The sequence below is a fragment of the Streptomyces sp. TSRI0107 genome (assembly GCF_001905845.1).
Taxonomy (GTDB): Bacteria; Actinomycetota; Actinomycetes; order Streptomycetales; family Streptomycetaceae; genus Streptomyces.
Genome location: NZ_LIVZ01000005.1, coordinates 286,439 through 311,334 on the forward strand (window position 1 = coordinate 286,439; position 24,896 = coordinate 311,334).

The 24,896-nt window shown below is 72.4% G+C and carries 23 protein-coding genes; 9 read left to right on the forward strand and 14 right to left on the reverse strand.

Annotated features, from left to right (window positions below; translation table 11 throughout):
- Positions 1-159: 159 nt before the first annotated feature.
- From AMK31_RS15075 to glgX, 5 genes are all read right to left on the reverse strand, one after another.
- Positions 160-2,013, reverse strand: a complete 1,854-nt coding sequence (locus AMK31_RS15075; RefSeq protein WP_073941026.1) for an ABC transporter ATP-binding protein — start codon at positions 2,011-2,013, stop codon at positions 160-162.
- The gene (locus tag AMK31_RS15080; protein ID WP_073941027.1) at positions 2,010-3,809 is read right to left on the reverse strand and encodes an ABC transporter ATP-binding protein; all 1,800 of its coding nucleotides are present in this window, start codon (positions 3,807-3,809) and stop codon (positions 2,010-2,012) included. The genes AMK31_RS15075 and AMK31_RS15080 overlap by 4 nt, the downstream gene beginning before the upstream one ends.
- A 60-nt stretch (positions 3,810-3,869) precedes the next feature.
- Positions 3,870-5,270: a sulfatase family protein gene (locus tag AMK31_RS15085; RefSeq protein WP_073941028.1), complete on the reverse strand. Its 1,401-nt coding sequence runs from the start codon at positions 5,268-5,270 to the stop codon at positions 3,870-3,872.
- 74 nt (positions 5,271-5,344) lie between these two features.
- Complete coding sequence (locus AMK31_RS42415; protein ID WP_385313103.1) at positions 5,345-5,452, reverse strand: putative leader peptide; 108 nt, start codon at positions 5,450-5,452, stop codon at positions 5,345-5,347.
- 71 nt (positions 5,453-5,523) lie between these two features.
- Entirely contained in the window at positions 5,524-7,758 is a 2,235-nt protein-coding gene (gene glgX, locus AMK31_RS15090) for a glycogen debranching protein GlgX (protein ID WP_073941029.1), read from the reverse strand.
- A gap of 153 nt (positions 7,759-7,911) precedes the next feature.
- Between glgX and AMK31_RS15095 the strand changes: the two genes are divergently transcribed.
- The 5 genes from AMK31_RS15095 to AMK31_RS15115 all read left to right on the forward strand — a co-directional run bounded on the left by AMK31_RS15095 (position 7,912) and on the right by AMK31_RS15115 (position 12,988).
- Positions 7,912-9,159 carry a L,D-transpeptidase gene (locus AMK31_RS15095; RefSeq protein WP_073941030.1) on the forward strand — a complete coding sequence of 416 codons (1,248 nt, stop codon included), beginning with the start codon at positions 7,912-7,914 and terminating at the stop codon, positions 9,157-9,159.
- Positions 9,160-9,319: 160 nt separating this feature from the next.
- Positions 9,320-10,570, forward strand: a complete 1,251-nt coding sequence (locus AMK31_RS15100; RefSeq protein WP_198948494.1) for a L,D-transpeptidase — start codon at positions 9,320-9,322, stop codon at positions 10,568-10,570.
- Positions 10,571-10,646: 76 nt separating this feature from the next.
- On the forward strand, positions 10,647-11,414 hold the full coding sequence (locus tag AMK31_RS15105) for an enoyl-CoA hydratase/isomerase family protein (RefSeq protein WP_073941032.1): 768 nt from the start codon (positions 10,647-10,649) through the stop codon (positions 11,412-11,414).
- A 285-nt stretch (positions 11,415-11,699) separates the two neighbouring features.
- On the forward strand, positions 11,700-12,203 hold the full coding sequence (locus AMK31_RS15110; RefSeq protein ID WP_073941033.1) for an ATP-binding protein: 504 nt from the start codon (positions 11,700-11,702) through the stop codon (positions 12,201-12,203).
- A 155-nt stretch (positions 12,204-12,358) separates the two neighbouring features.
- The gene (locus AMK31_RS15115) at positions 12,359-12,988 is read left to right on the forward strand and encodes an ADP-ribosyltransferase (RefSeq protein WP_073941286.1); all 630 of its coding nucleotides are present in this window, start codon (positions 12,359-12,361) and stop codon (positions 12,986-12,988) included.
- Here AMK31_RS15115 and AMK31_RS15120 read toward each other — a convergent pair.
- A complete protein-coding gene (locus AMK31_RS15120) occupies positions 12,942-13,610 on the reverse strand; it encodes a GNAT family N-acetyltransferase (RefSeq protein ID WP_073941034.1) in 669 nt (222 codons plus the stop codon). The two genes, AMK31_RS15115 and AMK31_RS15120, sit on opposite strands and share 47 nt — an antisense overlap.
- 160 nt (positions 13,611-13,770) lie before the next feature.
- Between AMK31_RS15120 and AMK31_RS15125 the strand changes: the two genes are divergently transcribed.
- Positions 13,771-13,983, forward strand: a complete 213-nt coding sequence (locus AMK31_RS15125) for an EF-hand domain-containing protein (RefSeq protein ID WP_073941035.1) — start codon at positions 13,771-13,773, stop codon at positions 13,981-13,983.
- 55 nt (positions 13,984-14,038) lie between these two features.
- Here AMK31_RS15125 and AMK31_RS15130 read toward each other — a convergent pair whose 3' ends face one another.
- Both AMK31_RS15130 and AMK31_RS15135 read right to left on the reverse strand, forming a co-directional pair.
- Positions 14,039-14,833, reverse strand: coding sequence for an ABC transporter ATP-binding protein (locus tag AMK31_RS15130; RefSeq protein WP_073941036.1), 795 nt, complete (start codon positions 14,831-14,833; stop codon positions 14,039-14,041).
- Positions 14,830-16,554: a 2-isopropylmalate synthase gene (locus AMK31_RS15135; RefSeq protein WP_073941037.1), complete on the reverse strand. Its 1,725-nt coding sequence runs from the start codon at positions 16,552-16,554 to the stop codon at positions 14,830-14,832. Before AMK31_RS15135 ends, AMK31_RS15130 begins: the two co-directional genes overlap by 4 nt.
- Positions 16,555-16,765: 211 nt before the next feature.
- Here AMK31_RS15135 and AMK31_RS15140 point away from each other — a divergent pair, with 211 nt between their 5' ends.
- A complete protein-coding gene (locus AMK31_RS15140) occupies positions 16,766-17,464 on the forward strand; it encodes a FadR/GntR family transcriptional regulator (RefSeq protein ID WP_073941038.1) in 699 nt (232 codons plus the stop codon).
- 36 nt (positions 17,465-17,500) lie between these two features.
- A complete protein-coding gene (locus AMK31_RS15145) occupies positions 17,501-17,947 on the forward strand; it encodes a hypothetical protein (protein WP_073941039.1) in 447 nt (148 codons plus the stop codon).
- Positions 17,948-17,954: 7 nt separating this feature from the next.
- On the opposite strand, the gene AMK31_RS15150 is transcribed toward AMK31_RS15145, so the two are convergent.
- A complete protein-coding gene (locus AMK31_RS15150) occupies positions 17,955-18,884 on the reverse strand; it encodes an AraC family transcriptional regulator (RefSeq protein ID WP_073941040.1) in 930 nt (309 codons plus the stop codon).
- A gap of 101 nt (positions 18,885-18,985) precedes the next feature.
- Between AMK31_RS15150 and AMK31_RS15155 the strand changes: the two genes are divergently transcribed.
- Positions 18,986-19,978 (forward strand): zinc-dependent alcohol dehydrogenase family protein, encoded by a 993-nt coding sequence (locus AMK31_RS15155; RefSeq protein ID WP_073941041.1) that lies wholly within the window; start codon positions 18,986-18,988, stop codon positions 19,976-19,978.
- 20 nt (positions 19,979-19,998) lie between these two features.
- On the opposite strand, the gene AMK31_RS15160 is transcribed toward AMK31_RS15155, so the two are convergent.
- The 5 genes from AMK31_RS15160 to gcvT all read right to left on the reverse strand — a co-directional run bounded on the left by AMK31_RS15160 (position 19,999) and on the right by gcvT (position 24,884).
- Positions 19,999-20,541, reverse strand: coding sequence for an MOSC domain-containing protein (locus AMK31_RS15160; RefSeq protein WP_073941042.1), 543 nt, complete (start codon positions 20,539-20,541; stop codon positions 19,999-20,001).
- 20 nt (positions 20,542-20,561) lie between these two features.
- Positions 20,562-21,929 carry an L-serine ammonia-lyase gene (locus AMK31_RS15165; protein WP_073941043.1) on the reverse strand — a complete coding sequence of 456 codons (1,368 nt, stop codon included), beginning with the start codon at positions 21,927-21,929 and terminating at the stop codon, positions 20,562-20,564.
- A 63-nt stretch (positions 21,930-21,992) separates the two neighbouring features.
- Positions 21,993-23,255 (reverse strand): serine hydroxymethyltransferase, encoded by a 1,263-nt coding sequence (gene glyA, locus AMK31_RS15170; protein ID WP_073941044.1) that lies wholly within the window; start codon positions 23,253-23,255, stop codon positions 21,993-21,995.
- A gap of 14 nt (positions 23,256-23,269) precedes the next feature.
- Complete coding sequence (gcvH, locus tag AMK31_RS15175) at positions 23,270-23,647, reverse strand: glycine cleavage system protein GcvH (RefSeq protein ID WP_073941045.1); 378 nt, start codon at positions 23,645-23,647, stop codon at positions 23,270-23,272.
- 109 nt (positions 23,648-23,756) lie between these two features.
- Positions 23,757-24,884 carry a glycine cleavage system aminomethyltransferase GcvT gene (gene gcvT / locus AMK31_RS15180; RefSeq protein ID WP_073941046.1) on the reverse strand — a complete coding sequence of 376 codons (1,128 nt, stop codon included), beginning with the start codon at positions 24,882-24,884 and terminating at the stop codon, positions 23,757-23,759.
- Between the last annotated feature and the right edge of the window lie 12 nt (positions 24,885-24,896).

The following is a 24,896-nucleotide window of genomic DNA, read 5'->3' on the forward strand; positions in this document are numbered from 1 at the left end:
CAGCGGGCCCTGGCAGGACGCTCACGCCGCACGCCTGACGCAAGAGCCGTCGGAAAGTTACTGAAAGAGCTTTCGACGGCTGGAAGTTACTCCCGCGTGAGGAGCGCGTAAAGAGATCGCGCATTGAACTTTCCGGCGCGGCACCGGACTTGAGCGGACTTATGCCAGGCTGTCCCGCCAGGCGCGATGCAGATCCGCGAACCGGCCCGTGCCCGCGATCAGTTCGGCCGGACTGCCGTCCTCCACGATCCGGCCGTGCTCCATCACCAGCACCCGGTCCGCGATCTCCACGGTGGACAGCCGGTGCGCGATCACCACCGCCGTACGGCCCTTCAGCACCGTCGCCATCGCCCGCTGCACCGCCCGCTCCCCGGGGATGTCCAGCGAGCTGGTCGCCTCGTCGAGGATCAGCACCCCGGGGTCGGCGAGCAACGCCCGCGCGAAGGCGACGAGCTGCCGCTGACCGGCCGAGATGCGACCGCCCCGCTTGCGGACGTCCGTGTCGTAGCCGTCGGGCAGGGCGCTGATGAAATCGTGCGCGCCGATCGCCTTCGCCGCCCGCTCGATCTCCTCGCGGCTCGCGTCCGGGCGGCCGATGGCGATGTTGTCGGCGACCGTGCCGGAGAACAGGAACGCCTCCTGCGTCACCATCACCACCCCGCGCCGCAGCTCCGCCACCGACAGCTCCCGCAGGTCGACCCCGTCGAGCAGCACCCGCCCGTCGGACGGGTCGTAGAAGCGGGCGAGGAGCTTGGCGAGGGTGGACTTGCCGGCGCCGGTGGAGCCGACCACCGCGACCGTCTGCCCGGCCGGCAGCGTCAGGTCGAAGCGGGGCAGGACCTCGCCGCCGGTGCGGTACGCGAACCGCACCTGCTCGAAGACGGCCTCGCGGCCCGGCTGGTCCGCGGTCCGCAGCGGCGGGAGCGGCGTGGGCGTCGACGGCTCGGGCACCGAGGGCGTCTGGGCCAGCAGTCCGGCGATCTTCTCCAGCGAGGCCGCCGCCGACTGGTACGAGTTGAGGAACATGCCGAACCGGTCGATCGGGTCGTACATCCGCCGCAGGTACAGCACCGCCGCCGCCAGCACACCCAGCGCCAGCGTGCCGTCCGCCACCCGGTGGGCGCCCCACAGCACGATCAGCGCGACCGCCGTGTTGCCGACGATCCGGGAGCCGACCACATAGCGGGCCATCTCCAGCAGCGCGTCGCCGTTGGTCCGCTCGTGCCGCCGGTTCAGCACCCGGAACTCGGCGTCGTTGGCCGCCTCCCGGCGGAAGGCGCGGACCGGGCGGATGCCGTTCATCGTCTCCACGAACTTCACGATCACCGCGGCGATCGCGCTGGACCGCTGGAGGTACACCCGCTGCACCCGCCGCCGGTACAGCCGCACCAGCCACCACAGCGGCACGAACGAGGCCACCGCGACCCCGCCGAGACCGAGATCCAGCCAGAGCAGCAGCACCGCCGTGTACACACAGGACAGGATCACCATCACCAGCTCCTGGAGACCGTCCTCCAGCAGCTCGCGCAGGGACTCCACATCGCTGGTGGAGCGGGAGATCAGCCGGCCCGAGGTGTAGCGCTCGTGGAAGTCGACGCTGAGCGCCTGGGCGTGCCGGAAGATCCGGCCGCGCAGGTCCAGCAGCACGTCCTGGCTGACCCGCGCGGAGCCCCGGACGAACGCGTACTGCAGCGCCCCTGCCGCCAGCGCGCACGCCAGATAGCCGACGGCCACCGCGATCAGCGGCCCGCGGTCGTCGGCGCGCAGCGCGGGCACGGCGTGGTCGATGGCGTACGCCACCAGCAGCGGACCCGCCTGCACGGCCGCCTGCTGGAGCAGCAGCAACAGCGTGGTCAGCGCGACCCGTGCCTTCATCGGGGCGAGGAGGGAACGCAGCAGCGCGGCGGTGGCGCCCGGCGGGGTGGGCAGGACGTCCTGGTCGAACGGGTCCCCGCCGGGGGAGGGGCGGTCCTCGGGCTCCTCCTTGGGCGGCGCGGTGGTGATGGCCGTCATCGGCCGTCCTCCTCTTCCCCCGACATCAGACGGGCGTACTCGGCGTTGCCGCGCAGCAGTTCGTGATGGGTGCCGACGGCGGTGATCCGGCCGCCGGAGAGCAGGGCGACCCGGTCCGCGAGCAGCACCGTGGACGGGCGGTGCGCCACGATCAGCGCCGTGGTGTCCGCGAGCACCTGCCGCAGCGCCGCCTCCACCGCGGCCTCCGTGTGCACGTCCAGCGCCGACAGCGGGTCGTCCAGCACCAGGAACCGGGGCCGTCCCACGACCGCGCGCGCCAGCGCCAGCCGCTGCCGCTGCCCGCCGGACAGGCTCAGGCCCTGCTCGCCGACCTGGGTGTCCACACCCTGCGGGAGCGCGCCGACGAAGTCCGCCTGGGCGACCGCGAGCGCGCGGTCCAGCTCGGCGTCCCCGGCCCCGTCGGCGGCACCCATCAGCACGTTCTCCCCGACCGTCGCCGAGAACAGCGTGGGCTCCTCGAAGGCGACGGCGACCCGGCCGCGCAGCTCCTCGCGGGACATCGCCGTGATGTCCACCCCGTCCAGGGTGATCCGCCCGGACGTCACCTCGTGCAGCCGGGGCACCAGCGCCGTCAGTGTCGTCTTCCCGCTGCCGGTCGCCCCGACCAGCGCCATCGACTCGCCGGGCCGCACATGCAGGTCGACCCGGTCGAGCACGGGCGGGGAGCCGGGCGGGGCGTCGGGGTAACGGAAGGTGACGCCGTGGAACCGCAGCCCGCGATCGTCGCCGTCCGCCGATCCGCTGAGAGCGGTCGACTCCGGCTCGGCGTCCATGACCTCGAAGTACCGTTCGGTCGCCGTCGCGGCCTCCTGGCTGAGGGCCAGCAGGAAGCCGATCGAGTCCACCGGCCAGCGCAGCGCGAGCGCCGTGGACAGGAACGCGACCAGCGTGCCCGCCGACAGGTCCCCGTCGGCGACCCGCACCGCGCCCAGCACCAGCGCCGTCCCGATCGCGACCTCGGGCAGCGTCATCATCGCGGCCCAGATGGTCGCCAGCAGCCGCGCCTTGTACAGCTCCGTGCCGCGCAGCGTCCGCGACAGCTCGCGGAACGCCCGGGCCTGGCTGCGGTGGCGGCCGAAGCCCTTGATGATCCGGATCCCGAGGACGCTCTCCTCGACGACCGTCGTCAGGTCGCCGACCTGGTCCTGCGCCCGCCGCGCGGCATGCGCGTACCGCCTCTCGAAGACCACGCAGACCACCAGCACCGGCACGGCCGGGCCCAGGATCACCAGGCCCAGCGTCCAGTCCTGCACCAGCATGATGATCACGCCGACCAGGATCGTGACCGCGTTGACCAGCAGGAAGGTCAGCGGGAAGGCGAGGAACATGCGCAGCAGCATCAGATCGCCGGTCCCTCGGGACAGCAGTTGTCCCGAGGGCCAGCGGTCGTGGAACGCCACCGGCAGCCGCTGCAGCCGCCGGTACAGATCCGCCCGCATCGCCGCCTCGACGCCCGCCAGCGGCCGGGCCACCAGCCACCGCCGCAGCCCGAACAGCAGCGCCTCGGCGAGCCCGAGCAGCAGCAGGTACAGCGCCCCGAGCCACACCCCCGCCGGGTCACGCTCTGCGACCGGCCCGTCCACCAGCCACTTCAGCACCAGCGGGATGACCAGGCCGACGCACGAGGCGACGACCGCGACGAACGCGGCGCTGAACAGCCGCGCCCGCACGGGACGGACGTACGGCCACAGGCGCAGCAGGGAACGGACGGCGGAGCGGTTCCCGGAGGGTTTCCCCGGGCGGTCCTCTTCGGTGGTGGCACGTGTCGTCGGCATCACTGTGAGATTACGGACAGCCACTGACAACGCCCACCGAGTTTCGGACCGGTCGGCGCGTCAGGGGGCCGGGTAGGGCAGCAACCCCTTGGCGATCGCCTCCCACGCCTCCTTCAGTTCGGCCAGCAGCTCGGGCCGGGCGGCGGCCAGGTCGGCCTGTTCGCGGGCGTCCTCGGACAGGTCGAACAGGTGATCCCGGCCGGACGAGTCCTGGTAGTACTTGAAGTCCCCGCGCCGCAGCGCGCGGTTGCCCCGCACCCGCCAGAACAGGTCCCGTTCGGGGATCTCCTCGCCGCGCAGCAGATAGCCGGCCAGGCTGTGCCCGTCGAGCGGGTAGGCCGGGTCGGGGCGGGCGCCGGCCACTTCCAGCAGGGTCGCCGTCCAGTCGGGGGAGTAGACCGGCTCGTGGCTGACCTGGCGGCCGTCGATCCGGGCCGGCCAGCGCAGGATGGTCGGCACCCGGATGCCGCCCTCCAGCAGCTGCGACTTCTCGCCGCTCAGCGGCCACTGGTAGGAGAACCGCTCGCCGCCGTTGTCGCTGGCGAAGACGACGACGGTGTTCTGCTCCTGGCCGGAGCGGCGCAGCGCGGTGAGCACCTCGCCGACGGCGGCGTCCAGGCTCTCCACCATCTCCCGGTACTTCTCCACCGAGCCGCCGTCGTTGTGCAGCAGCCCCGGCAGCACCTGCCCGGCACGGATCTTCGCCGCGATCTCCGCGCCGGCCTCCTCGTCGCCCTCCGCGAGCCACGGCCAGTGCGGTGTGGTGAAGTTCAGGTTGAGCAGCCAGGGCCGCTCGTGCTCCCGGCGGACGTAGTCGACGGCCCGCTCGGTCAGCACGGTCGTGTAGTAGCGCAGGTCCTTGTAGGCCGCGTCGCCCTCGTACAGGTCGTACTCGCCGAGCTGGCCCAGCTTGGAGAAGTACTCCAGGGCGCCGCCGAAGTTCCCGAAGAACTCGTCCCAGCCGGACCGGGTGGGGCTGTAGTCGGGCAGGAAGCCGCAGTGCCACTTGCCGATCAGGGCGGTGTCGTAGCCGGCCTTCTTCAGCAGGGACGCCAAGGTGGGGTGGTTCGGGTCGAGGCCCTGGGTGCGGTTGCCGATGGGCTCGGCCAGCCCGCCCTTCGTACGGCCGGGGTAACGCCCGGTGTAGAGGCTGAACCGGGTGGGGGAGCAGGTCGCCGAGCCCGAGTAGCCGTCGGTGAACCGCACGCCCTGCGCGGCGAGCCGGTCCAGGTTCGGGGTGCGGATGTGCGGCGCCCCGTACACCGACAGGTCGGCCCAGCCGAGGTCGTCGGCGAGGATGAACAGGATGTTGGGCCGGCGGTGCCCGCCGGTGGCGGGCCGGGCCCGGAAGGGGCGTTCGGCGGGAGTCGCGGCCTCGGCGGTGGTCGTCCCCGCGAGCGTCGCGGTCACGGCACCGCCGCCGACGAGTCCGCCGAAGGCACGGCGGGATATTTCGGGCATGCGGAATCCTCGGAGACAGAGGTGTCCCGGAGCTGGGACATACAGACAAAGGGGGAAGGGAGAAGGGCCGCGGCTCAGCGGCGGCGACAGATCGCGCCGGCCTGCCGGCACAGGTCGACGTGACGCCGCTCCACGAGCGCGGCGTACGCACACCGGTGATCAGCGGACGGCCTCATGACCATGGAAGGTGCCAGCCGGACGGGGACACGGTCAACGGCCCGGCCGGCAAGTTCACGGACTGGCAACAGTCGCCTCAGCCGACGACCTTCAGCAGCAGCACCGACCGCCCCGGCACCGTGATCGCCGCTCCCGCCGGGTGGGTCACCCCGGGTGCCGTCGCCTGCTCCTCCTCCGACGTGTCGACGACCACCTCGTAGCGCTCCGCCCACGGCGGCCCCGGCAGGACGAAGCTCACCGGCCGTTCCCCGGCGTGCAGCACGGCGAGGAAGCTGTCGTCGAGGATCGGCGCGCCCCGCTCGTCGCGGCCCGGGATGTCCCGCCCGGAGAGGTACATGCCGAGCGTGGCGGCGGGCGCGTACCAGTCCCGTTCCGTCATCTCGGTGCCCCGCGCGGTGAACCACGCCAGGTCCCGCAGTCCGTCCGCGGAGTGCGCCCGCCCGGAGAAGAAGGCCCGGCGGCGCAGCACGGGATGCTGGTGCCGCAGCGCTATCAGCCGCGCGGTCAGCTCCGTCAGCGCCCGCCAGCCGGGGTCCTCCAGGAGGCTCCAGTCCAGCCAGCTGATCTCGTTGTCCTGGCAGTAGGCGTTGTTGTTGCCGCCCTGGGTGCGGCCCAGCTCGTCGCCGGCGACCAGCATCGGCACGCCCGTGGACAGCAGCAGCGTGGTGAGCAGGTTGCGCAGCTGGCGGCGGCGCAGCGCCCGCACCCGCTCGTCGTCGGTGTCGCCCTCGGCGCCGCAGTTCCAGGCCCGGTTGTCGTTGGAGCCGTCCCGGTTGCCCTCGCCGTTGGCCTCGTTGTGCTTGCGCTCGTACGACACGAGGTCCCGGAGCGTGAAGCCGTCGTGCGCGGTGATGAAGTTGACCGACGCGTACGGCCGCCGCCCGCCCCACGCGTACAGGTCGCTGGAGCCGGACAGCCGGTACCCCATCTCGCGCACATCGGGCAGGGCGTGCCGCCAGAAGTCCCGTACGGCGTTGCGGTACCGGTCGTTCCACTCCGTCCACAGCGGCGGGAACGCGCCCACCTGGTAGCCCCCGGAGCCCACGTCCCACGGCTCGGCGATGAGCTTCACCCGCCGCAGCACCGGGTCCTGGGCGATGACGGCGAGGAACGGGGAGAGCATGTCGACGTCGTGCATGGAGCGGGCCAGCGCCGCCGCCAGGTCGAAGCGGAAGCCGTCGACGCCCATCTCGGTCACCCAGTAGCGCAGCGAGTCCGTGATCAGCCGCAGCACGTGCGGCTGGACGACGTGCAGGGTGTTGCCGCAGCCCGTGTAGTCGGCGTACCTGCGCGCGTCCGGCTGGAGGCGGTAGTAGCCCCGGTTGTCTATGCCCTTCAGGGACAGCGTCGGGCCCAGTTCGCCCGCCTCGGCGGTGTGGTTGTAGACCACGTCGAGGATGACCTCGATCCCCGCCGCGTGCAGGGCGCGCACCATGCGCTTGAACTCGCCGACCTGCTGGCCGCGGGTGCCGGAGGCGGCGTAGGCGGCGTGCGGGGCGAAGTAGCCGATGGAGTTGTAGCCCCAGTAGTTCCTCAGACCGCGTTTGAGCAGGTGGTCCTCGTGCGCGAACTGGTGGACCGGCAGCAGCTCGACGGCCGTGACGCCGAGCCGTGTCAGGTGCTCGATCGCCGCCGGGTGGGCCAGTCCGGCGTACGTGCCGCGCAAGTCCTCGGGGATGTCCGGGTGCAGTCTGGTGAAGCCCTTCACGTGCAGCTCGTAGATCACCGAGTCCGCCCACGGCGTCTTCGGGCGGCGGTCGTCGGCCCAGTCGTCGTCATCGTGGACGACGACGCCCTTCGGGACGTACGGCGCCGAGTCCCGGTCGTCGCGCACGGTGTCGGCGACCTGCTGCTGCGGCCAGTCCCGGACGTGCCCGTACACCTCCGGCGGCAGCGCGAACTCGCCGTCCACCGCGCGGGCGTACGGGTCGAGCAGCAGCTTCGCCGGGTTCCAGCGGCCCCCGGTCCACGGGTCCCAGCGGCCGTGCACCCGGTAGCCGTACCGCCGGCCGGGCATCACCCCCGGCACGAAGCCGTGCCAGATCTCGTGCGTCAGTTCGGTCAGCCGGAGCCGCCGTTCGCCGCCGTCGTCGTCGAACAGGCACAGCTCGACGGCCTCCGCCCCGCCCGCCCAGAGCGCGAAGTTGGTGCCCGCCACCCCGTCCGGACCGACCCGGAACCGCGCGCCCAGCGGCATCGGCGCCCCCGGCCACACGGGTGTCGTCGCCGGTGCCTCCCGCGCGGCGCCGTTCACGCCGGCGGCAGGGCGCCCTTCCCCGACACGCGTCTCCTGCTCGGCAGCGCTGGACACCAGTACGCCTCCCACGGCTCGCGGAACGACGTGCCCACGAAGGCCCACGGCGTCCCGGCCCCGGCTCCCCGTCGTCGTCCTCCCCACTGTTCTGCCCAGAGCTTGGGTCGCACTCACGTTTCCCCAGGGCGGGCGCCGTCGTTGGGCACGTTTGTGAGGCACGTAAACGGGCGCGCGCGGCGCGCGAGGGCCGCACTGGCCGCAGCACTGACATGGGCAGGACTACTGGCCGGAGTCGTCGGCTGCACCGGCGACGGCACCGGCACAATGGGCTTCGGCGGGCCGGAGAAGCCACCGGGCCCCGAGGACGTCATCCGGGTCACCCCGGACGACGGCAGCAAGGGGGTCAGCCCCGGCACGGACCTCTCCGTCCGCGTACCGAGCGGGCGTCTGGAGTCGGTGAAGGTGACCAGGTCCCAGGACGCGCAGACGACGCGGGTGCCGGGCCGGATCTCCGCGGACGGACGGCGCTGGGAGCCGGACAGCCACAAGCTCGCGCTGGCCGCCGAGTACACGGTGGACGCGGTCGCCGTCGACGGCGAGGGCCGCCGCTCGGCCCGGCACACCACCTTCACCACGCATGTGCCGGAGGAACGCTTCATCGGGTACGTCACCCCCGAGAACCGCTCCACCGTAGGCACCGGCATGATCGTCTCCCTGGAGTTCAACCGGGAGATCCGGCACCGCGCGGCCGTCGAACGCGCCATCCGGGTCACCGCGAAGCCCGCCGTCGAGATCCGCCCCCACTGGTTCGGCGACACCCGCCTGGACTTCCGCCCCGAGCGCTACTGGAAGCCCGGCACCGAGGTCACCGTCGACCTCCGCCTGCGCGACGTCGAGGCCGCGCCCGGCGTCTACGGCCTCCAGCACAAGACGTTCACCTTCACCGTCGGCCGCAGCCAGGCCTCCCTCGTCGACGTCGCCCGGCGCAGCATGGAGGTCCGGCGCGACGGCCGGCTGCTCGGCACGGTGCCCATCACCGCGGGCGCCCCCAAGACCACCACCTACAACGGCAAGATGGTGGTCACCGAGATGCTCGAGGTGACCCGGATGAACGGCGCCACGGTCGGCTTCCGCAAGAAGAACGGCAAGAGCGAGTACGACATCCCGGACGTCCCGCACGCCATGCGGCTCACCTACTCCGGCACCTTCCTGCACGGCAACTACTGGGCGCCCACATCGGTCTTCGGCCGCACCAACGTCAGCCACGGCTGTGTCGGCCTGCGCGACGTGAAGGGCGGCGGCGCGGACACCCCGGCCGGCTGGTTCTTCGACCGCAGTCTCGTCGGGGACGTCGTCGAGGTCGTCAACAGCAATGACAAAAAGGTCGCTCCCGACAACGGCCTCGGAGGCTGGAACATGGGATGGAACGAGTGGAAAGCGGGCACTGCGACGGAGTGACCCGACGGGGGGAACGGTTGGGACCGAACAGTGACATTTCCCGGACGTCCGGCGCGCTGACCTTGTGGTTAATATGCGCCGAGCGCGTGGGACGCGCTGGGGAGGGGGCCCGACGGGGCCCGGTGAGGGTCCGGTCCCGGACCCGTTGAGGGGAGACAACTTGAACGTGCGGCCGATATCGGGGGCGTCGGTTGACGCGCGCGGGGGGCGCGCGAGCGGCAGGGGGCCGCTCGCGGTGATACTCGGGGCGCTGCTGCTGGCCGTCACCGCGTGCGGCGGAGGCTCGGACTCCGGGTCGTCCGGTGACGGCAAGGGCAAGGCCGGCGGCGAACCCACCGCCGTGAGCGGGCAGTCGGAGGCGGTCGTCTCCATAGCCCCCAAGGACGGCGCGAAGTCCGTCGACACCAGCGGCGACCTCAAGGTGACCGCCGCCAAGGGCAAGCTCACCGAGGTCGTCGTCAAGGACGCCAAGGGCGCGAAGATAGCCGGGGAGATATCCAAGGACGGCGCCACCTGGACGCCGTCCAGCCACCTGGCCGCGGCCACCGAGTACCAGGTCCACGCGGTCGCCAAGGACTCCGAGGGGCGCACCGCCGCCGAGGACTCCGGCTTCACCACCCTGACGCCGCAGAACACGTTCGTCGGGCACTTCACCCCCGAGGACGGCTCCACGGTCGGCGTCGGAATGCCGTTCTCGCTCCGCTTCACCCGGGGGATCACCAACCCCGAGGACGTCGAGAAGGCCATCGAGATCAAGACCGAGCCGGCCGTCGACGTCGAGGGCCACTGGTTCGGCAACGACCGCCTCGACTTCCGGCCCGAGAAGTACTGGAAGGCCGGCACCAAGGTCACCGTCCGCCTCAACCTCGACGGCGTCGAGGGCCGCCCCGGCGTCTACGGCGAGCAGGCCAAGACCGTCTCCTTCACCATCGGTCGCAACCAGGTCTCCGTCGTCGACGCCAAGAAGCTCACGATGAAGGTCACGCGGGACGGAAAGACCGTCAAGACCATCCCGGTCACCACCGGTGCCCCCGGCTACGAGACCTGGAACGGCCAGATGGTCATCAGCGAGAAGCTGACGGTCACCCGGATGAACGGCGAGACGGTCGGCTACGGCGGCGAGTACGACATCAAGGACGTCCCGCACGCCATGCGGCTGAGCACCTCCGGCACCTTCCTGCACGGCAACTACTGGGGCGGCGACGCCTTCGGCAACCGCAACGCCAGCCACGGCTGCGTCGGTCTGCGCGACGTGCGCGGCGGCTGGGACAAGGACGCGCCGGCCGCCTGGTTCTTCAACCAGTCGATGATCGGCGACGTGGTGGTCGTGAAGAACTCGGACGACCGGATCATCGACCCGGACAACGGCCTCAACGGCTGGAACATGTCCTGGGACGAGTGGAAGGCGTGACGCGCTGAGCGCGCGCGGGCCCGGTGTGAGCTACCGCACCGGGCCCGCTGTCGTTAGTCCCCGTTAACCTGCGTGCATGACCGTATCTCTCGAAGTCGCGGACGGCGTCGGCACCCTGCGCCTGGACCGCCCGCCGATGAACGCGCTGGACGTGGCCACCCAGGACCGGCTCAAGGAGCTCGCCGAGGAGGCCACCCGCCGCGAGGACGTGCGCGCCGTGGTGATCTACGGCGGCGAGAAGGTGTTCGCGGCCGGCGCGGACATCAAGGAGATGCAGGACATGGACCACACGGCGATGGTCCTGCGCGCCCGCGCCCTGCAGGACTCCTTCACCGCGGTGGCCCGCATCCCCAAGCCGGTGGTGGCGGCGGTGACCGGCTACGCGCTGGGCGGCGGCTGCGAGCTGGCGCTGTGCGCGGACTACCGGATCGCCGGGGAGAACGCCAAGCTGGGCCAGCCGGAGATCCTGCTGGGCCTCATCCCCGGCGCGGGCGGCACCCAGCGGCTGTCCCGGCTGATCGGCCCGTCCAGGGCCAAGGACCTGATCTTCACCGGCCGCCAGGTGAAGGCCGACGAGGCGCTGACGCTCGGTCTGGTGGACCGGGTGGTCCCGGCCTCCGAGGTGTACGCGGAGGCGCACGCCTGGGCCGCACGGCTCGCCCAGGGGCCGGCGCTCGCGCTGCGCGCCGCGAAGGAGTCGGTCGACGTGGGCCTGGAGACCGACATCGAGACGGGCCTCGCCGTGGAGCGCAACTGGTTCGCGGGGCTGTTCGCCACCGAGGACCGGGCGATCGGGATGCGCAGCTTCGTGGAGGAGGGGCCGGGCAAGGCCAAGTTCCGCTGAACGGTCCGCGGAAAGTCCCCCGAGGGGCTTGCCGTTGACGCGATGTCTGATCCGGGTCCCTCGAAGGGGCGGTTTGTGGAAGCCTTGGGGCAACCTTGAGCCTGCCTTGTCGAGGGAGCCCGTCCATTGCCGCCGATCGATCCGTCCCCGCAGGTCAGCGGGGCTGCGTTCGAGTCCGCACTGCCTCCGGCATATGCCGGTCGGAACGCGCGGGACGGGGGCTGCCGGGGGGCGTATTCCTCCGGAACGGCCCCCAACGGCGCGCCGGGCGGCCATGATGGGGGCATGGCGGGGCTGGAGGGCATCGAACCGCCGCGGGGACGCGGCCGTGCGACCGCGGCGCGCTGGTCGCCGGCGGTCGAGGACGAACAGGCGCTGAGGGCGCTGGAGTCGTTCGGCAACCCGACGGAGGCCGAGGTCTCGCTGCCGTCCCTTCCCGAGTCCGCGGCGACGGCCCGGCGGCTGGCCCAGGTGGTGGTCCTCCGTCAGTGGGGCCTGTCCCCGAAGATGACCGAGGACGTCGTCCTGCTCGTCTCCGAACTCGTCGGCAACGCGGTACGGCACACCGGCGCCCGGGTCTTCCACCTCCGTATGCGCCGCCCCCGCGGCCGGATCCGCATCGAGGTCCGCGACCCCTCGCGCGGTCTGCCCTGTCTGATGCCGGTGCAGGAGATGGACGTCAGCGGCCGGGGCCTGTTCCTCGTCGACAAGCTCTCCGACCGCTGGGGCGTCGACCTGCTGCCGCGCGGCAAGACCACCTGGTTCGAGATGCGGGTCGCGGACCGCTGAGTCCCGACCGCCGTGCGGCCGAGACGCCCGGCAACGAGGCGGCCGTGCCCGCCCCGACGAACAAGGCATTTTCCGTTGACGCGGGGAAGACTGACACGCCGCCGTACGGGTGAGAATCCACGGCGCGCCGCGCCGGACGCGCCATCGTGCTCCGCATGATCACAACTCGTCTGCGGCGGCGTGCCGCCGCCGTCGTCATGTCCCTCTCCGCCGTCCTCGCCACGACGGCCGCCACCACCCCCGAGAGCGCCCGGTCCGCCGTTCCGGCCTTCGTGAAGGCCGCCGCCGCCGAACCCAAGGACTGCCCGGTCCAGTTCGAGGACAAGATCAAGGCCGCCGCCGACCGCCGCGTCCAGGTCGAGCGGATCACCCCCGAGCCGGCCTGGCGCAAGAGCTGCGGCACGCTCTACCGCGCCGACGGCCGCGGCCCCACGGTCGTCTTCGAGGAGGGCTTCAAGCCCCGGGACGTGGAGAACGGCCAGTACGACCTGGAGCAGTACGTCCTGGTCAACCAGCCCTCGCCGTTCGTGTCCACGACGTACGACCACGACCTGTACAAGAAGTGGTGGAAGTCCGGCTGGAACTACTACATCGACGCACCCGGCGGCATCGACGTCAACAAGACCATCGGCGACACCCACAAATGGGCCGACCAGGTCGAGGTGGCCTTCCCCGGCGGCATCGACCGGAAGTACGTCATCGGCGTCTGCCCGGTGAACAAGACCACCAAGGTCGAGATCATGAGCGGCTGCGAGAGCAACCCGCACTACGAGGCCTGGCACTGAGCAGCGCCTCCGACCCCACCGGTCGGTAGCCGGCCGCCTGGAACGCCCGCAGACTGCGGGCGTTCCCCGCCGACACCTGCGCCCACACCGGCTCCCCGGCGAGCTGCCGCGCCGCCGTCACCAGCGCTCGCCCCAGCCCCCGGTGCCGTACGTCCTCCGTCACCTCGACCGCCACCTCCAGCCGCCCGGCGACCCCGCGGCCCAGCACGAGCACCCCGCCGTCGGCCGCCCACACCCGGACGTCGTCGCGCCGCCGCAGCGAACTCACCACCCGGGGATGGCCGGGATCGCGGATCTCCCGCAGCGCCAGTGACGGCTCGCCCGGCAGCGGGTCGCCCACCGACAGGACGTCGATGGTGTCCGTCCGGCGTCCCGTGCGCTCCATGAGGGCGCTGAGGAACCGCGCGTTCATGGTCGCGGCGAGCGGGTCGCAGTCGAGCGCGTCCAGGGTGTCGTACACCCACTGCGGATCCTCGTCCGTGAAGACCACCGAGTGCGCCGTGAGGGCGAGCACCCCGGCGTCGCGGGAGGACGGCTGCGGCACGACGGTCGTACGGCCGTCCGGGGGCGGGAAGACGCCCCGCGCCGCCGCGTCGAGAACGTCCCGCAGGCTCTCCGCCACCGCCGCTCCTCGAGTCTCCGCACACCGGAAGGCCCAGCCTGCCAGCCGCGAGGAGCCCGCGTGGGTGGTCGCCGCACTGCGCGCTCGGGCGGGCGGTTAATCTGACCTGCGTCAGTACGACAGCAACGTGTAGCAAAGTATGACAAAGAGGGGCGGATCGGTGGCCGACATCGAGGAAGCACGCAAGCAGTTCGAGCGGATCGACACGGACGGGGACGGCCGGATCACCGCTGCCGAGTTCAAGACCGCCCTGGCTCAGGGTGGCGACTGGAACGTCACGGAGGCGGTCGCCGAGGCGATCATCGCCAGCCGCGACCTGAACGGCGACAAGGTGCTGTCGTTCGACGAGTTCTGGGCCCACCTGAACAAGTGACGCGTGCCGTGCGGGGGCGCCCGCATCCCGGACCCGGGATGCGGGCGCCCCTTCGTCATGCCCGGACGGGGCCGGTGATCCGCACGCTCCAGCGGCCGTCGTGCCGGTCCAGGGACAGCGGCAGGTCGAAGCACTTGCCGACCGCGTCACCGGTGAGCACGTCGGCCACCGGACCGGCGGCCAGCGCCCGGCCCTCGCGCAGCAGCAGCGCGTGCGTGGTGCCGGGCGGCAGCTCCTCCAGGTGATGGGTGACGAGGACCGTCGCCAGCCGGGGACGGTCCCGGCGCAGCTCGTCCAGCGCGCCGATCAGCCGCTCCCGGCCCGGCAGGTCGAGACCGGTGGCCGGCTCGTCCAGAAGCAGCAGCCGCGGCTCCGGCATCAGCGCCCGCGCGATCAGCGCCCTCCCGCGCTGCCCCTGCGAGAGGGTGGGCCAGCGGGCGTCGCGGTGGTCCGCCAGCCCCAGCGTCCGGATGAGCCGGTCGGCGCGCCGCGACTGCTCGGCCGTCGGACGCCACCGGGGCGGCGGCGCCACCGAGTTGGTCACCCCGGTCAGCACCACGTCTCGCACCCGCAGCGGCTCGGCCAGCGGATGACGCGGGTCGACATGGCCGACGTACGCCCGCAGTTCCCGCAGGTCGACGCGGCCCAGGCGGTGGCCCAGCACCTCCACCGTGCCGCGGGTCGGGTGGACGCGGGCCCCGAGCAGGCCGAGCAGCGTCGACTTGCCGGCGCCGTTCGCGCCGAGCAGCGCCCAGTGTTCGCCGGCCCGGACGGTGAGGGACACCTCCTGGAGGAGGGGCCGCCCGTCCCGGACCACATGGACGTCGTGGGCGCGCAGGACCTCCGTCACCGCAGGCCCGCCCGGTTCACCGCGGACAGCACCGCCTGGACGGCGGCGGCCAGGGGCGAGGCGTCCCGGCCCGCGCCCCACACCGGCGGGCCGCCGTCGACCCGGCACTCGGCGTAGACGGCGACCCCGTCCTCGACCGGCTGCTCGGTGAGGCCGAGCACGGCGACGGTGTGCCCGGCCCCGGCGAGGGCGTCGGCGAAGGCGGTCAGGGGGCTGGTGCCGGTGCCCTCGTAGTCGCCGGTGCGCTCGTCGGGTCCGGTGGCCAGGGTACAGACGAAGCGGTGGACGCCGGGCGCCTCCTGGTGGGTGGACCAGGCGTCGAGCCGTACCCCGCCCGCCGCGAGGTAGGTCGCCCGGAACAGCTCGTACAGCTCCTTCGGGGTGGCCTCCCGGCCGCTGTCGTCGGTGGCCTCCTGCACGACCCGCGCGAAGTCGGGCCGCATCCGCGGCGGCAGCTCCAGGCCCGCGTGCGTGTGCAGCAGATACGCCACCCCGCCCTTGCCGGACTGCGAGTTGACGCGGATCACCGCCTCGTAGGAACGGCCCAGATCGGCCGGGTCGACGGGCAGGTACGGCACGTCCCACGGCGCCAGCCGCTCCGGCACCCCCAGTTCGGCGGCCCGCCGCGCGTGATGGGCGAGGCCCTTGCCGATGGCGTCCTGGTGGGTGCCGGAGAACGCGGTGTGGACCAGGTCGCCGGCGTACGGGTGGCGGGGGTGCACCGGCAGCCGGTTGCAGTGCTCCACCGTCTCCCGCACCGCGTCGACGTCCCGGAAGTCGAGCATCGGGTCGACGCCCTGCGTGTACAGGTTCAGCGCGAGCGTCACCAGGTCGACGTTTCCGGTGCGCTCCCCGTTGCCGAACAGGCAGCCCTCCACGCGCTGCGCCCCGGCCAGCACCGCGAGTTCGGCGCAGGCGACGCCGGTGCCGCGGTCGTTGTGCGGGTGCACGGAGAGGATCACCGAGTCGCGGCGGGCGAGATGCCGGTGCAGGTACTCGATCTGGTCGGCGTAGACGTTGGGGGTGGCGATCTCGACGGTCGCGGGCAGGTTGTGCGTCACCGGGCGGTCGGGGCTCGCGTCCCACAGCTCGGTGAGTCCGTCGCACAGCTCCAGGACGAAGTCCGGCTCGGTCAGGTTGAAGGTCTCGGGGGAAAACTGGAAGCGGACGTACGACGACGAGCCGTCCGCCCGGCGGGCCATGCGCTCGGCCGCCGCCCGCACGGTCCGCCACACCTCGTCCCGGTCGCGGCCGAGGACGACGTCCCGCCACACCGGCGAGGTCGCGATGTACAGGTGGACGACCGCGCGGGGCAGCCCCTCGACCGCCTCGAAGGTGCGGTCGATCAGCTCCGGCCGCGCGGGCGTGAACACCACCGGCGTCACGTCGTCCGGCACGGCCCCGTCGGTCACCAGATGGCGGACGAAGTCGAAGTCCGTGCGGCTCGCGGAGGGATAGCCGACCTCGATCTCCTTGAAGCCCGTCCCGACCAGCAGGTCGAAGAAGCGGCGCTTGCGCGGGGTGTCCATCGGCTCGGCGAGCGCCTGGTTGCCGTCGCGCAGGTCGACGGGGACCCAGAGGGGCGCGCGTTCGATGCGGGCGGAGGGCCAGTGCCGGTCGCCCGCCGGTACGGTCACCCGCTCGTCGAAGGGGCGGTAGCGGTGGTACGGCATGGGGCCGGGGCGTTGCGGGTTCCAGGGGGTGGTCAGGGTGGTGGTCATCGTCTGCTGGGCCTTCGGCTCGGTCTCGGACGGTGACCGGCGGCACGGCGCCCCGCGGCGGGGTGCCGGTCGCGTCAGGCCCCGCCGCGGCAGCCGAGGAGAAGGAGACCGCAGAGCGTCATGCCGGGTACGCTAGTCACCCCTCAGGTCCTCAGACAAGTTGTTTTCGCGGAAACCCCGCGAACTCCTCAGACAAGTTGGTGAACCGTCGATGCCGACCGGCCCGCTCCGTCCCAGCCCCCTGGTCGAACAGGCCGCGGAACGCCTGCGCGCGCAGATCGCCGACGGCACCTGGCCGGTGGGCGCCAGACTGCCCGCCGAGACCGCCCTCGCCCAGCAGCTCGGCGTCGGCCGCTCCACCGTCCGCGAGGCGCTGCGCGCCCTGGCCGGCGCCGGGCTGGTGCGGCCCCGGCAGGGCGCCGGAGTCTTCGTCGTCGCCACCGAGCCCGTCGAGGACTGGGCCACCCGGCTGCGCCGCGCCGCCGTCACCGACGTCTACGACGTCCGCATGGCCGTCGAGGTGCACGCGGTCCGGCTCGCCGCGCGGCGCCGCACCCCCGAGGACGTCGAGGCGCTGCACACCGCCCTGGCCGGCCGCCGCGCCGCCGCCACGGCCGACGACGGCGCCTTCGTCGACGCCGATATCGCCCTGCACGCGGCCGCGGTCGCCGCCGCCCGCAACCCGCTGCTGTCCGCCCTGTTCGACGAGTTCACCCCGGCTCTGCGCGAGGGCCTGACCGGCCTCCTCGCCCTCACCGGACTGCGCGACAACGACCCGGACACCGGCGACGGCAGCCACGCGGCACTCGTCCGGGCCATCGAGGACGAAGACGCGGACACGGCGGCGGACGTGCTGCGGCGGGAACTGGAGCAGACGCTTCAGCTGCTGGCGGCAGGCGCCGGTAAATGAGTGGCCGAGAACCGGCCCGGTCGGGAGGATCCCGCCATGGGATGTGACATACACGGCCGGGTGGAGTGCCGCTCCGGCAGCGGCGCGTGGGAGTACGACGAGGACGAGTGGGACTGCGCGATCAACCTCGATCTGCTCTACATGGGCCGCGGCTACGCCTCCTTCGGCTGCCTCTTCGGCGTCCGCAACGGCTGGGAGTTCCGTCCGCTCGCCGCCGACCGCGGCCTCCCGGAGGACGCGTCCACCCCGACCCGCAGGGAACACGGCGAATGGGGTCCGGACGCCCACAGCGCGTCCTGGATCACCTGGGCCGAACTGGAGGCCGCCGACTGGGACGAGCGGGGTGGGAGCGACGAGGCGCCGACCCGCCGCGAGGCGGCGTGGGAGGACGAACGCTGGGCGCCGGTGTGGTCGGTGATGCGCACCCTCGCCGGTCTCTACGGGGCTGACGACGTCCGGCTCGTGGTCTGGTTCGACAACTGACCGGCGCTCAGGAGACCCGGCGCCGGAACTGCCCCGGCGCCACCCCGAACTCCCGCTTGAACGCCTTGGCGAAGGCGAACTCCGAGGTGTAGCCGGCGCGCTGGGCGACCAGCCGGAGCGGGGTCTCGTCGGCGCGCAGCAGCCGCCCGGCCGTGGTCATCCGCCACCACGTCAGATACGTCAGCGGCGGTTCGCCCACCAGCGCGGTGAACCGGCGGGCGAACGCCGCCCGCGACAGGCCGCCGCGCGCGCCCAGCTCCTCCACCGTCCACGGGTGCGCCGGATCGCCGTGGATGGCGTGCAGCGCCGCGCCGACCGCCGGATCGGCGAGCGCCGCCGCCCAGCCCGTCGGGCGCCCCTTCGCGCTCCGGTGCCCGTCCTGCCACCAGGCCCGCAGGATGTACAGCAGCAGGGTGTCCAGCAGCGAGGTGACGATCGTCGCCGAGCCCGGCCGGGACTCCTGGAGCTCCTCGCCGAGCAGTTCCACCGCGGCCCGCAGCGAGCGGTGCGCGCCGACGCGGGCCGGCAGATGCACCACCTCCGGCAGTTCGGTCAGCAGCGGATGCGCGCGGGAGCGGTCCAGGGTGTACGCCCCGCACAGCATGACCGTGTCCGGCTCAGGCCCCTCCGCGCGGGACGGGGGTTCGGGTTCCGGCCAGCGGCCGTCCGCGTCCAGCCGTACCTCCTCCAGCGGTACGTCCAGACCGCTGGCCAGCGCGTGCCCGCGCCCGTGCGCCAGGAACGCCACGTCGCCGGGCCCCAGGGCGACCGGCTCGCCCTCCGCGGGGATCAGCCAGGCCGACCCGCGCAGCACCACGTGGAACCCCGCCCCGTTCGACGCCTCGAAGCGCATGCCCCAGGGCGCGTGCTTGTCGTTGCGCGTGGAATGCGGATGCCCGGTGCGCATCGCGGCGACGGCGTCACTGAGTACGTCCATGTCCGTACCGTAGCCGTCACGCCGTACCCGAAGACGAACGGACAGGAAATCGAGACAGGCGGACATGGATCGTCTCGTACGGCGGCCATAGCGTCGACGGCATGCCAACCACCGCACGTACTGTGCTCTTTCACGAGATCGGCGGCCCCGAGGTCCTGCGCGTCGAGGAGACCCGGCTGCCCGACCCCGGCCCCGGCGAGGTGCTGATCGACGTCGCCGCGATCGCCCTCAACCGCGCCGAGGCGCTCTTCCGCGCGGGCCGCTACTTCTACCAGCCCACCCTGCCCGCCTCCCGCAACGGTTACGAGGCCGCCGGGACGGTCGCCGCGGTCGGCCCCGGCGTGACCGCCTTCGCGCCGGGGGACCCGGTGATGGCGGCCGGTGACATCGACCTCGGCTCCCAGGGCGTCCACGCCGACCGGATCCTGCTGCCCGAGGACCGCGTCGTGGCCCGCCCGGCCGACGTCGACCCGGTCGTCGCGGCCGCCGTCTGGGTCGGTTACTCCACGGCGTACGGCGCGCTGGTCCGCACGGCGGGACTCGCCGCCGGGGACCACGTGCTGATCACCGGCGCGTCCAGCGGCACCGGCACCGCCGCGATCCAGGTCGCCCGCCGGGCCGGCGCCGTCCCCATCGCCACCACCCGCACCGAGGACAAGCGGCGGCAGCTGCTCGACCTGGGTGCCGAGCACGTGATCGTCACCGGCGGCGAGGACATCGCCAAGGAGACCCGGCGGGTCACCGGCGGGCGCGGCGCCGAGGTGGTCTTCGACGCGATCGGCGGCGCCGGCTTCCGCGAGCTGGGCGACGCGGTCGTCGAGGGCGGCACCCTGGTCAGCTACGGCTGGCTGGACCGGCTGCCCATCGAACTGCCGATGAACTGGCCGCTGACCGTGCACGGTTACAACAACCTCGCCATGAGCGGCAGCGCCGACGGCCGCCGCCGCACCAGCCGCTACCTGGCCTCCGGCCTCGCCGACGGCACCCTGCGTCCGGTCGTCGCCGAGGTCTTCGACGGCCTGGACCGCATCCAGGACGCCCACCGTCTGATGGAGTCCAACCGGCACACGGGGAAGATCGTGGTCACGGTCTGACCGGGGGGTTCACCGGCGGCTCAGACGACGCTCAGCGGTACGTGCGGCCCGTCCGGCAACTCGACCCGCACCGGGTCACCGGGCCGCACCACGCCGCCGCTGAGCACGACACTCATGATCCCGGCCTTGAAGCGCGGCGAGCCGTCGGCGTTCCGTCCGACGACCTGCTTCATCAGGCCCTTCTGGAACCCGTCGATCTGCGCGCACGGGTTGCGCAGCCCGGTCACCTCGACCACCGCCTCGTCGCCGAGGCGGAGCCGCGTCCCGGTGGGCAGGCCGAGCAGATCGATCCCCCGCGTGGTCACGTTCTCCCCGAGCTGCCCGGCGGCGACCTCGAAACCGGCGGCCCGGACCTCCGCGAACAGCTCCTCGTGGATGAGGTGCACCTGGCGCAGGTTCGGCTGCGACGGGTCCCGCTTCATCCGGAACCGGTGCTTCACCGTGCTGCCCGCGTGCACGTCACCCGCCACGCCGAGACCGGCGACGAGCGTGATGCCCGGGCGGTTCGGCTTGGAGAAGGAGTACGTGTCGTTGCTGCTGACCGCAGCGATCATCCCGCCCATACGGACAGGGTATCCACGCGTCAGCACTCGATGATGTTGACCGCCAGCCCGCCCCGGGCCGTCTCCTTGTACTTGACCGACATGTCCGCGCCGGTGTCCTTCATCGTCTTGATGACCTTGTCGAGGGACACCTTGTGGGAGCCGTCGCCGCGCATCGCCATACGGGCCGCCGTGACCGCCTTCACCGCGGCCATGCCGTTGCGCTCGATGCACGGGATCTGGACCAGGCCGCCGACCGGGTCGCAGGTCAGGCCCAGGTTGTGCTCCATGCCGATCTCGGCGGCGTTCTCCACCTGCTCCGGGCTGCCGCCCAGCACCTCCGCGAGCGCGCCCGCCGCCATGGAGCAGGCGGAGCCGACCTCGCCCTGGCAGCCGACCTCGGCGCCGGAGATGGAGGCGTTCTCCTTGAAGAGCATGCCGATGGCGCCGGCGGCGAGCAGGAAGCGCACCACGCCCTCCTCGTCGGCGCCGGGCACGAAGTTGATGTAGTAGTGCAGGACCGCCGGGATGATGCCGGCCGCGCCGTTGGTCGGGGCGGTCACGACCCGGCCGCCCGCCGCGTTCTCCTCGTTCACGGCCATCGCGTAGAGCGTGATCCACTCCATCGCGAGGGCCTGCGGGTCGCCCTCGGAGCGCAGTTTGCGCGCGGTGTTCGCGGCCCGCCGCTTCACCCGCAGCCCGCCCGGCAGGATGCCCTCGCGGGACATGCCGCGCTCCACGCACTCCCGCATGACCCGCCAGATCTCCAGCAGGCCCGCGCGGATCTCCTCCTCGGTCCGCCAGGCCCGCTCGTTCTCCAGCATCAGGGCGGAGATCGACAGGCCGGTCTCCTTGGTCAGACGCAGCAGCTCGTCGCCGGTGCGGAAGGGGTACTTGAGGACCGTGTCGTCGAGCTTGATCCGGTCCGCGCCGACCGCGTCCTCGTCGACGACGAAGCCGCCGCCCACCGAGTAGTACGTCTTGCTCAGCAGCTCGGCGCCGGCCGCGTCGTACGCCCACAGCGTCATGCCGTTGGCGTGGTAGGGCAGGGTCTTGCGGCGGTGCAGGACCAGGTCGTCGTCGAAGGAGAACGCGATCTCGCGCTCGCCGAGGAGACGGATACGGCCCGACTCCTTGATCCGCTCCACCCGCTCGTCGGCGGTCTCCACGTCCACCGTGCGCGGCGAGTCGCCCTCCAGGCCGAGCAGCACCGCCTTGGGTGTGCCGTGGCCGTGGCCGGTGGCGCCCAGCGAGCCGTACAGCTCGGTGCGGACCGAGGCGACCGAGCCCAGCAGCTCCTCGCCCCGCAGCCGGCGGGCGAACATGCGCGCGGCGCGCATCGGGCCGACCGTGTGGGAGCTGGACGGGCCGATGCCGATCGAGAACAGGTCGAAGACCGAGATGGCCACGTCAGACTCCTCAATGCGGGTGGTGGCGGGGCACCCGGTGGGGTGCCCCGCACGGGGTGGTGCTTACTTGCCGACGCTCGGGTAGAGCGGGTGCTTATCCGCCAGGGCGGTGACCCTGGACTTGAGCGCCTCGACGTCGCAGGACGGCTTCAGCGCTTCCGCGATCACGTCCGCGACCTCCGCGAAGTCCTCGGCCGTGAAGCCGCGGGTGGCGAGGGCGGGCGTGCCGATCCGCAGACCGGACGTCACCATCGGCGGCCGCGGGTCGTTGGGGACGGCGTTGCGGTTGACGGTGATGCCGACCTCGTGGAGCCGGTCCTCCGCCTGCCGGCCGTCCAGCTCCGAGTCGCGCAGGTCGACCAGGATGAGGTGGACGTCGGTGCCGCCGGTCAGGACGTTGATCCCGGCCTCGCGGGCGTCCGGCGCGGTCAGCCGCTCGGCGAGGATCCGCGCGCCTTCCACTGTACGGCGCTGGCGCTCCTTGAAGTCGTCCGAGGCGGCGATCTTGAAGGAGACCGCCTTGGCCGCGATCACGTGCTCCAGGGGGCCGCCCTGGAAGCCCGGGAAGACGGAGGAGTTCAGCTTCTTGGCGAAGTCCTGCTTCGCCAGGATGATGCCGCCGCGCGGGCCGCCCAGCGTCTTGTGCGTGGTGGACGTCACCACGTCCGCGTACTCCACCGGGTTCGGGTGGAGACCGGCCGCGACCAGGCCCGCGAAGTGCGCCATGTCGACCCACAGGTAGGCCCCGACCTCGTCGGCGATCCGGCGGAACTCGGCGAAGTCCAGCTGCCGCGGGTACGCCGACCAGCCGGCGATGATCACCTTCGGGCGGTGCTCCTTGGCGAGCCGCTCGACCTCGGCCATGTCGACCAGGCCGGAGTCGTCCACGTGGTAGGCGACCACGTCGAACTGCTTGCCGGAGAAGTTCAGCCGCATGCCGTGGGTGAGGTGGCCGCCGTGCGCCAGGTCCAGGCCCAGGATCGTGTCGCCGGGCTGGGCGAGGGCGAAGAGCGCCGCCTGGTTGGCGGAGGCGCCCGAGTGCGGCTGCACATTGGCGTACTCGGCGCCGAACAGCTCCTTGATCCGGTCGATCGCGATCTGCTCGGCGACGTCGACGTGCTCACAGCCGCCGTAGTAGCGGCGGCCCGGGTAGCCCTCGGCGTACTTGTTGGTGAGGACCGAGCCCTGCGCCTCCATGACCGCCAGCGGGGCGAAGTTCTCGGAGGCGATCATCTCCAGCGTGGACTGCTGGCGGCGCAGCTCGGCGTCGACCGCGGCGGCGATGTCCGGGTCGAGTTCGTGCAGGGGCGTGTTCAGGACAGTCATCGGGGGCGGGCTCCTCAGCCGGCGGTGTGGGCGGCGTACTCGTCGGCGGAGAGCAGGTCGGCCGGCTCCTGTGCGATCCGCACCTTGAACAGCCAGCCGCCCTCGAAGGGCGCGGAGTTCACCAGCGACGGGTCGTTGACGACGTCCTCGTTGATCTCGGTGATCTCACCGGTGACGGGGGAGTACAGGTCGCTGACGGACTTGGTCGACTCCAGCTCGCCGCAGGTCTCGCCCGCGGTCACCTGGGAGCCGACGTCCGGGAGCTGGGCGTAGACGACATCGCCGAGCGCGTTGGCCGCGAACTCGGTGATGCCGACCGTCGCGACGCCGTCCTCGGCGGCCGACAGCCACTCGTGCTCCTTGCTGTAGCGCAGCTGCTGGGGGTTGCTCATGGCCTGAATTCTCCTGTACGCGGGGGAGTGCTGATGAATGGGGGACTGCCGAAACCATGCGTGAGCAGCCCGAATGTGCGCGGGGTCACGTGTGTCGCCCCGCCGGGGGCTACTTCTGGCGCTTGTAGAAGGGGAGCGCGACGACCTCGTACGGCTCGTGACTGCCCCGGATGTCCACGCCGACTCCCGGCGTGCCCGGCGCCGCGTGCGCGGCGTCGACGTAGGCCATGGCGATCGGCTTGCCCAGCGTCGGGGAGGGCGCGCCGGAGGTGACCTCGCCGATCACCTCGCCGCCGGCGACCACCGGGTAACCGGCGCGCGGCACGCGGCGGCCCTCGGCGACCAGGCCGACGAGGACGCGCGGCGGGTTCTGCTCGGCGCGCGCGGCGGCCTCGGCGAGCGCCTCGCGGCCCACGAAGTCGCCCTCCTTGTCGAACTTGACCACCCGGCCGAGCCCGGCGTCGAAGGGGGTCAGGGAGGTCGACAGCTCATGCCCGTACAGCGGCATGCCCGCCTCCAGGCGCAGGGTGTCCCGGCAGGACAGCCCGCACGGGACCAGGCCGGCGCCCTCGCCCGCCTCGGTCAGCGCCTGCCACAGCCGCACGGCGTGCTCCGGCTTCACGAACAGCTCGAAGCCGTCCTCGCCGGTGTAGCCCGTGCGGGCGATCAGCGCCGGGACGCCGGCGACGGTGCCGGGCAGCCCCGCGTAGTACTTCAGGCCGTCCAGGTCGGCGTCGGTGAGGCCCTTGAGGATCCCCGGGGACTCCGGGCCCTGCACGGCGATCAGCGCGTACGCGTCCCGGTCGTCGCGCACCTCGGCGTCGAAGCCGGCCGCCCGCCCGGTCAGCGCGTCCAGCACCACCTGGGCGTTGGAGGCGTTCGCGACGACCATGTACTCGGTCTCGGCCAGGCGGTAGACGATCAGGTCGTCCAGGATGCCGCCGTCCTCCTGGCAGATCATGGTGTAGCGGGCCCGGCCCACGCCGACGGAGGCGATGTTGCCGACCAGGGCGTGGTTCAGCAGCCGCGCGGCCTGCGGGCCGGTGACGGTGATCTCGCCCATGTGCGAGAGGTCGAAGAGCCCGGCCTTGGTGCGCACGGCGTTGTGCTCGTCACGCTCGGAGCCGTAGCGCAGCGGCATGTCCCAGCCGGCGAAGTCGGTCATCGTCGCGCCCAGCGACCGATGCAGGGCATCGAGCGCGGTGCGGCGCTTCTCTGAGGGGGCGGTACTGCTCATCGGTCGGTCGTC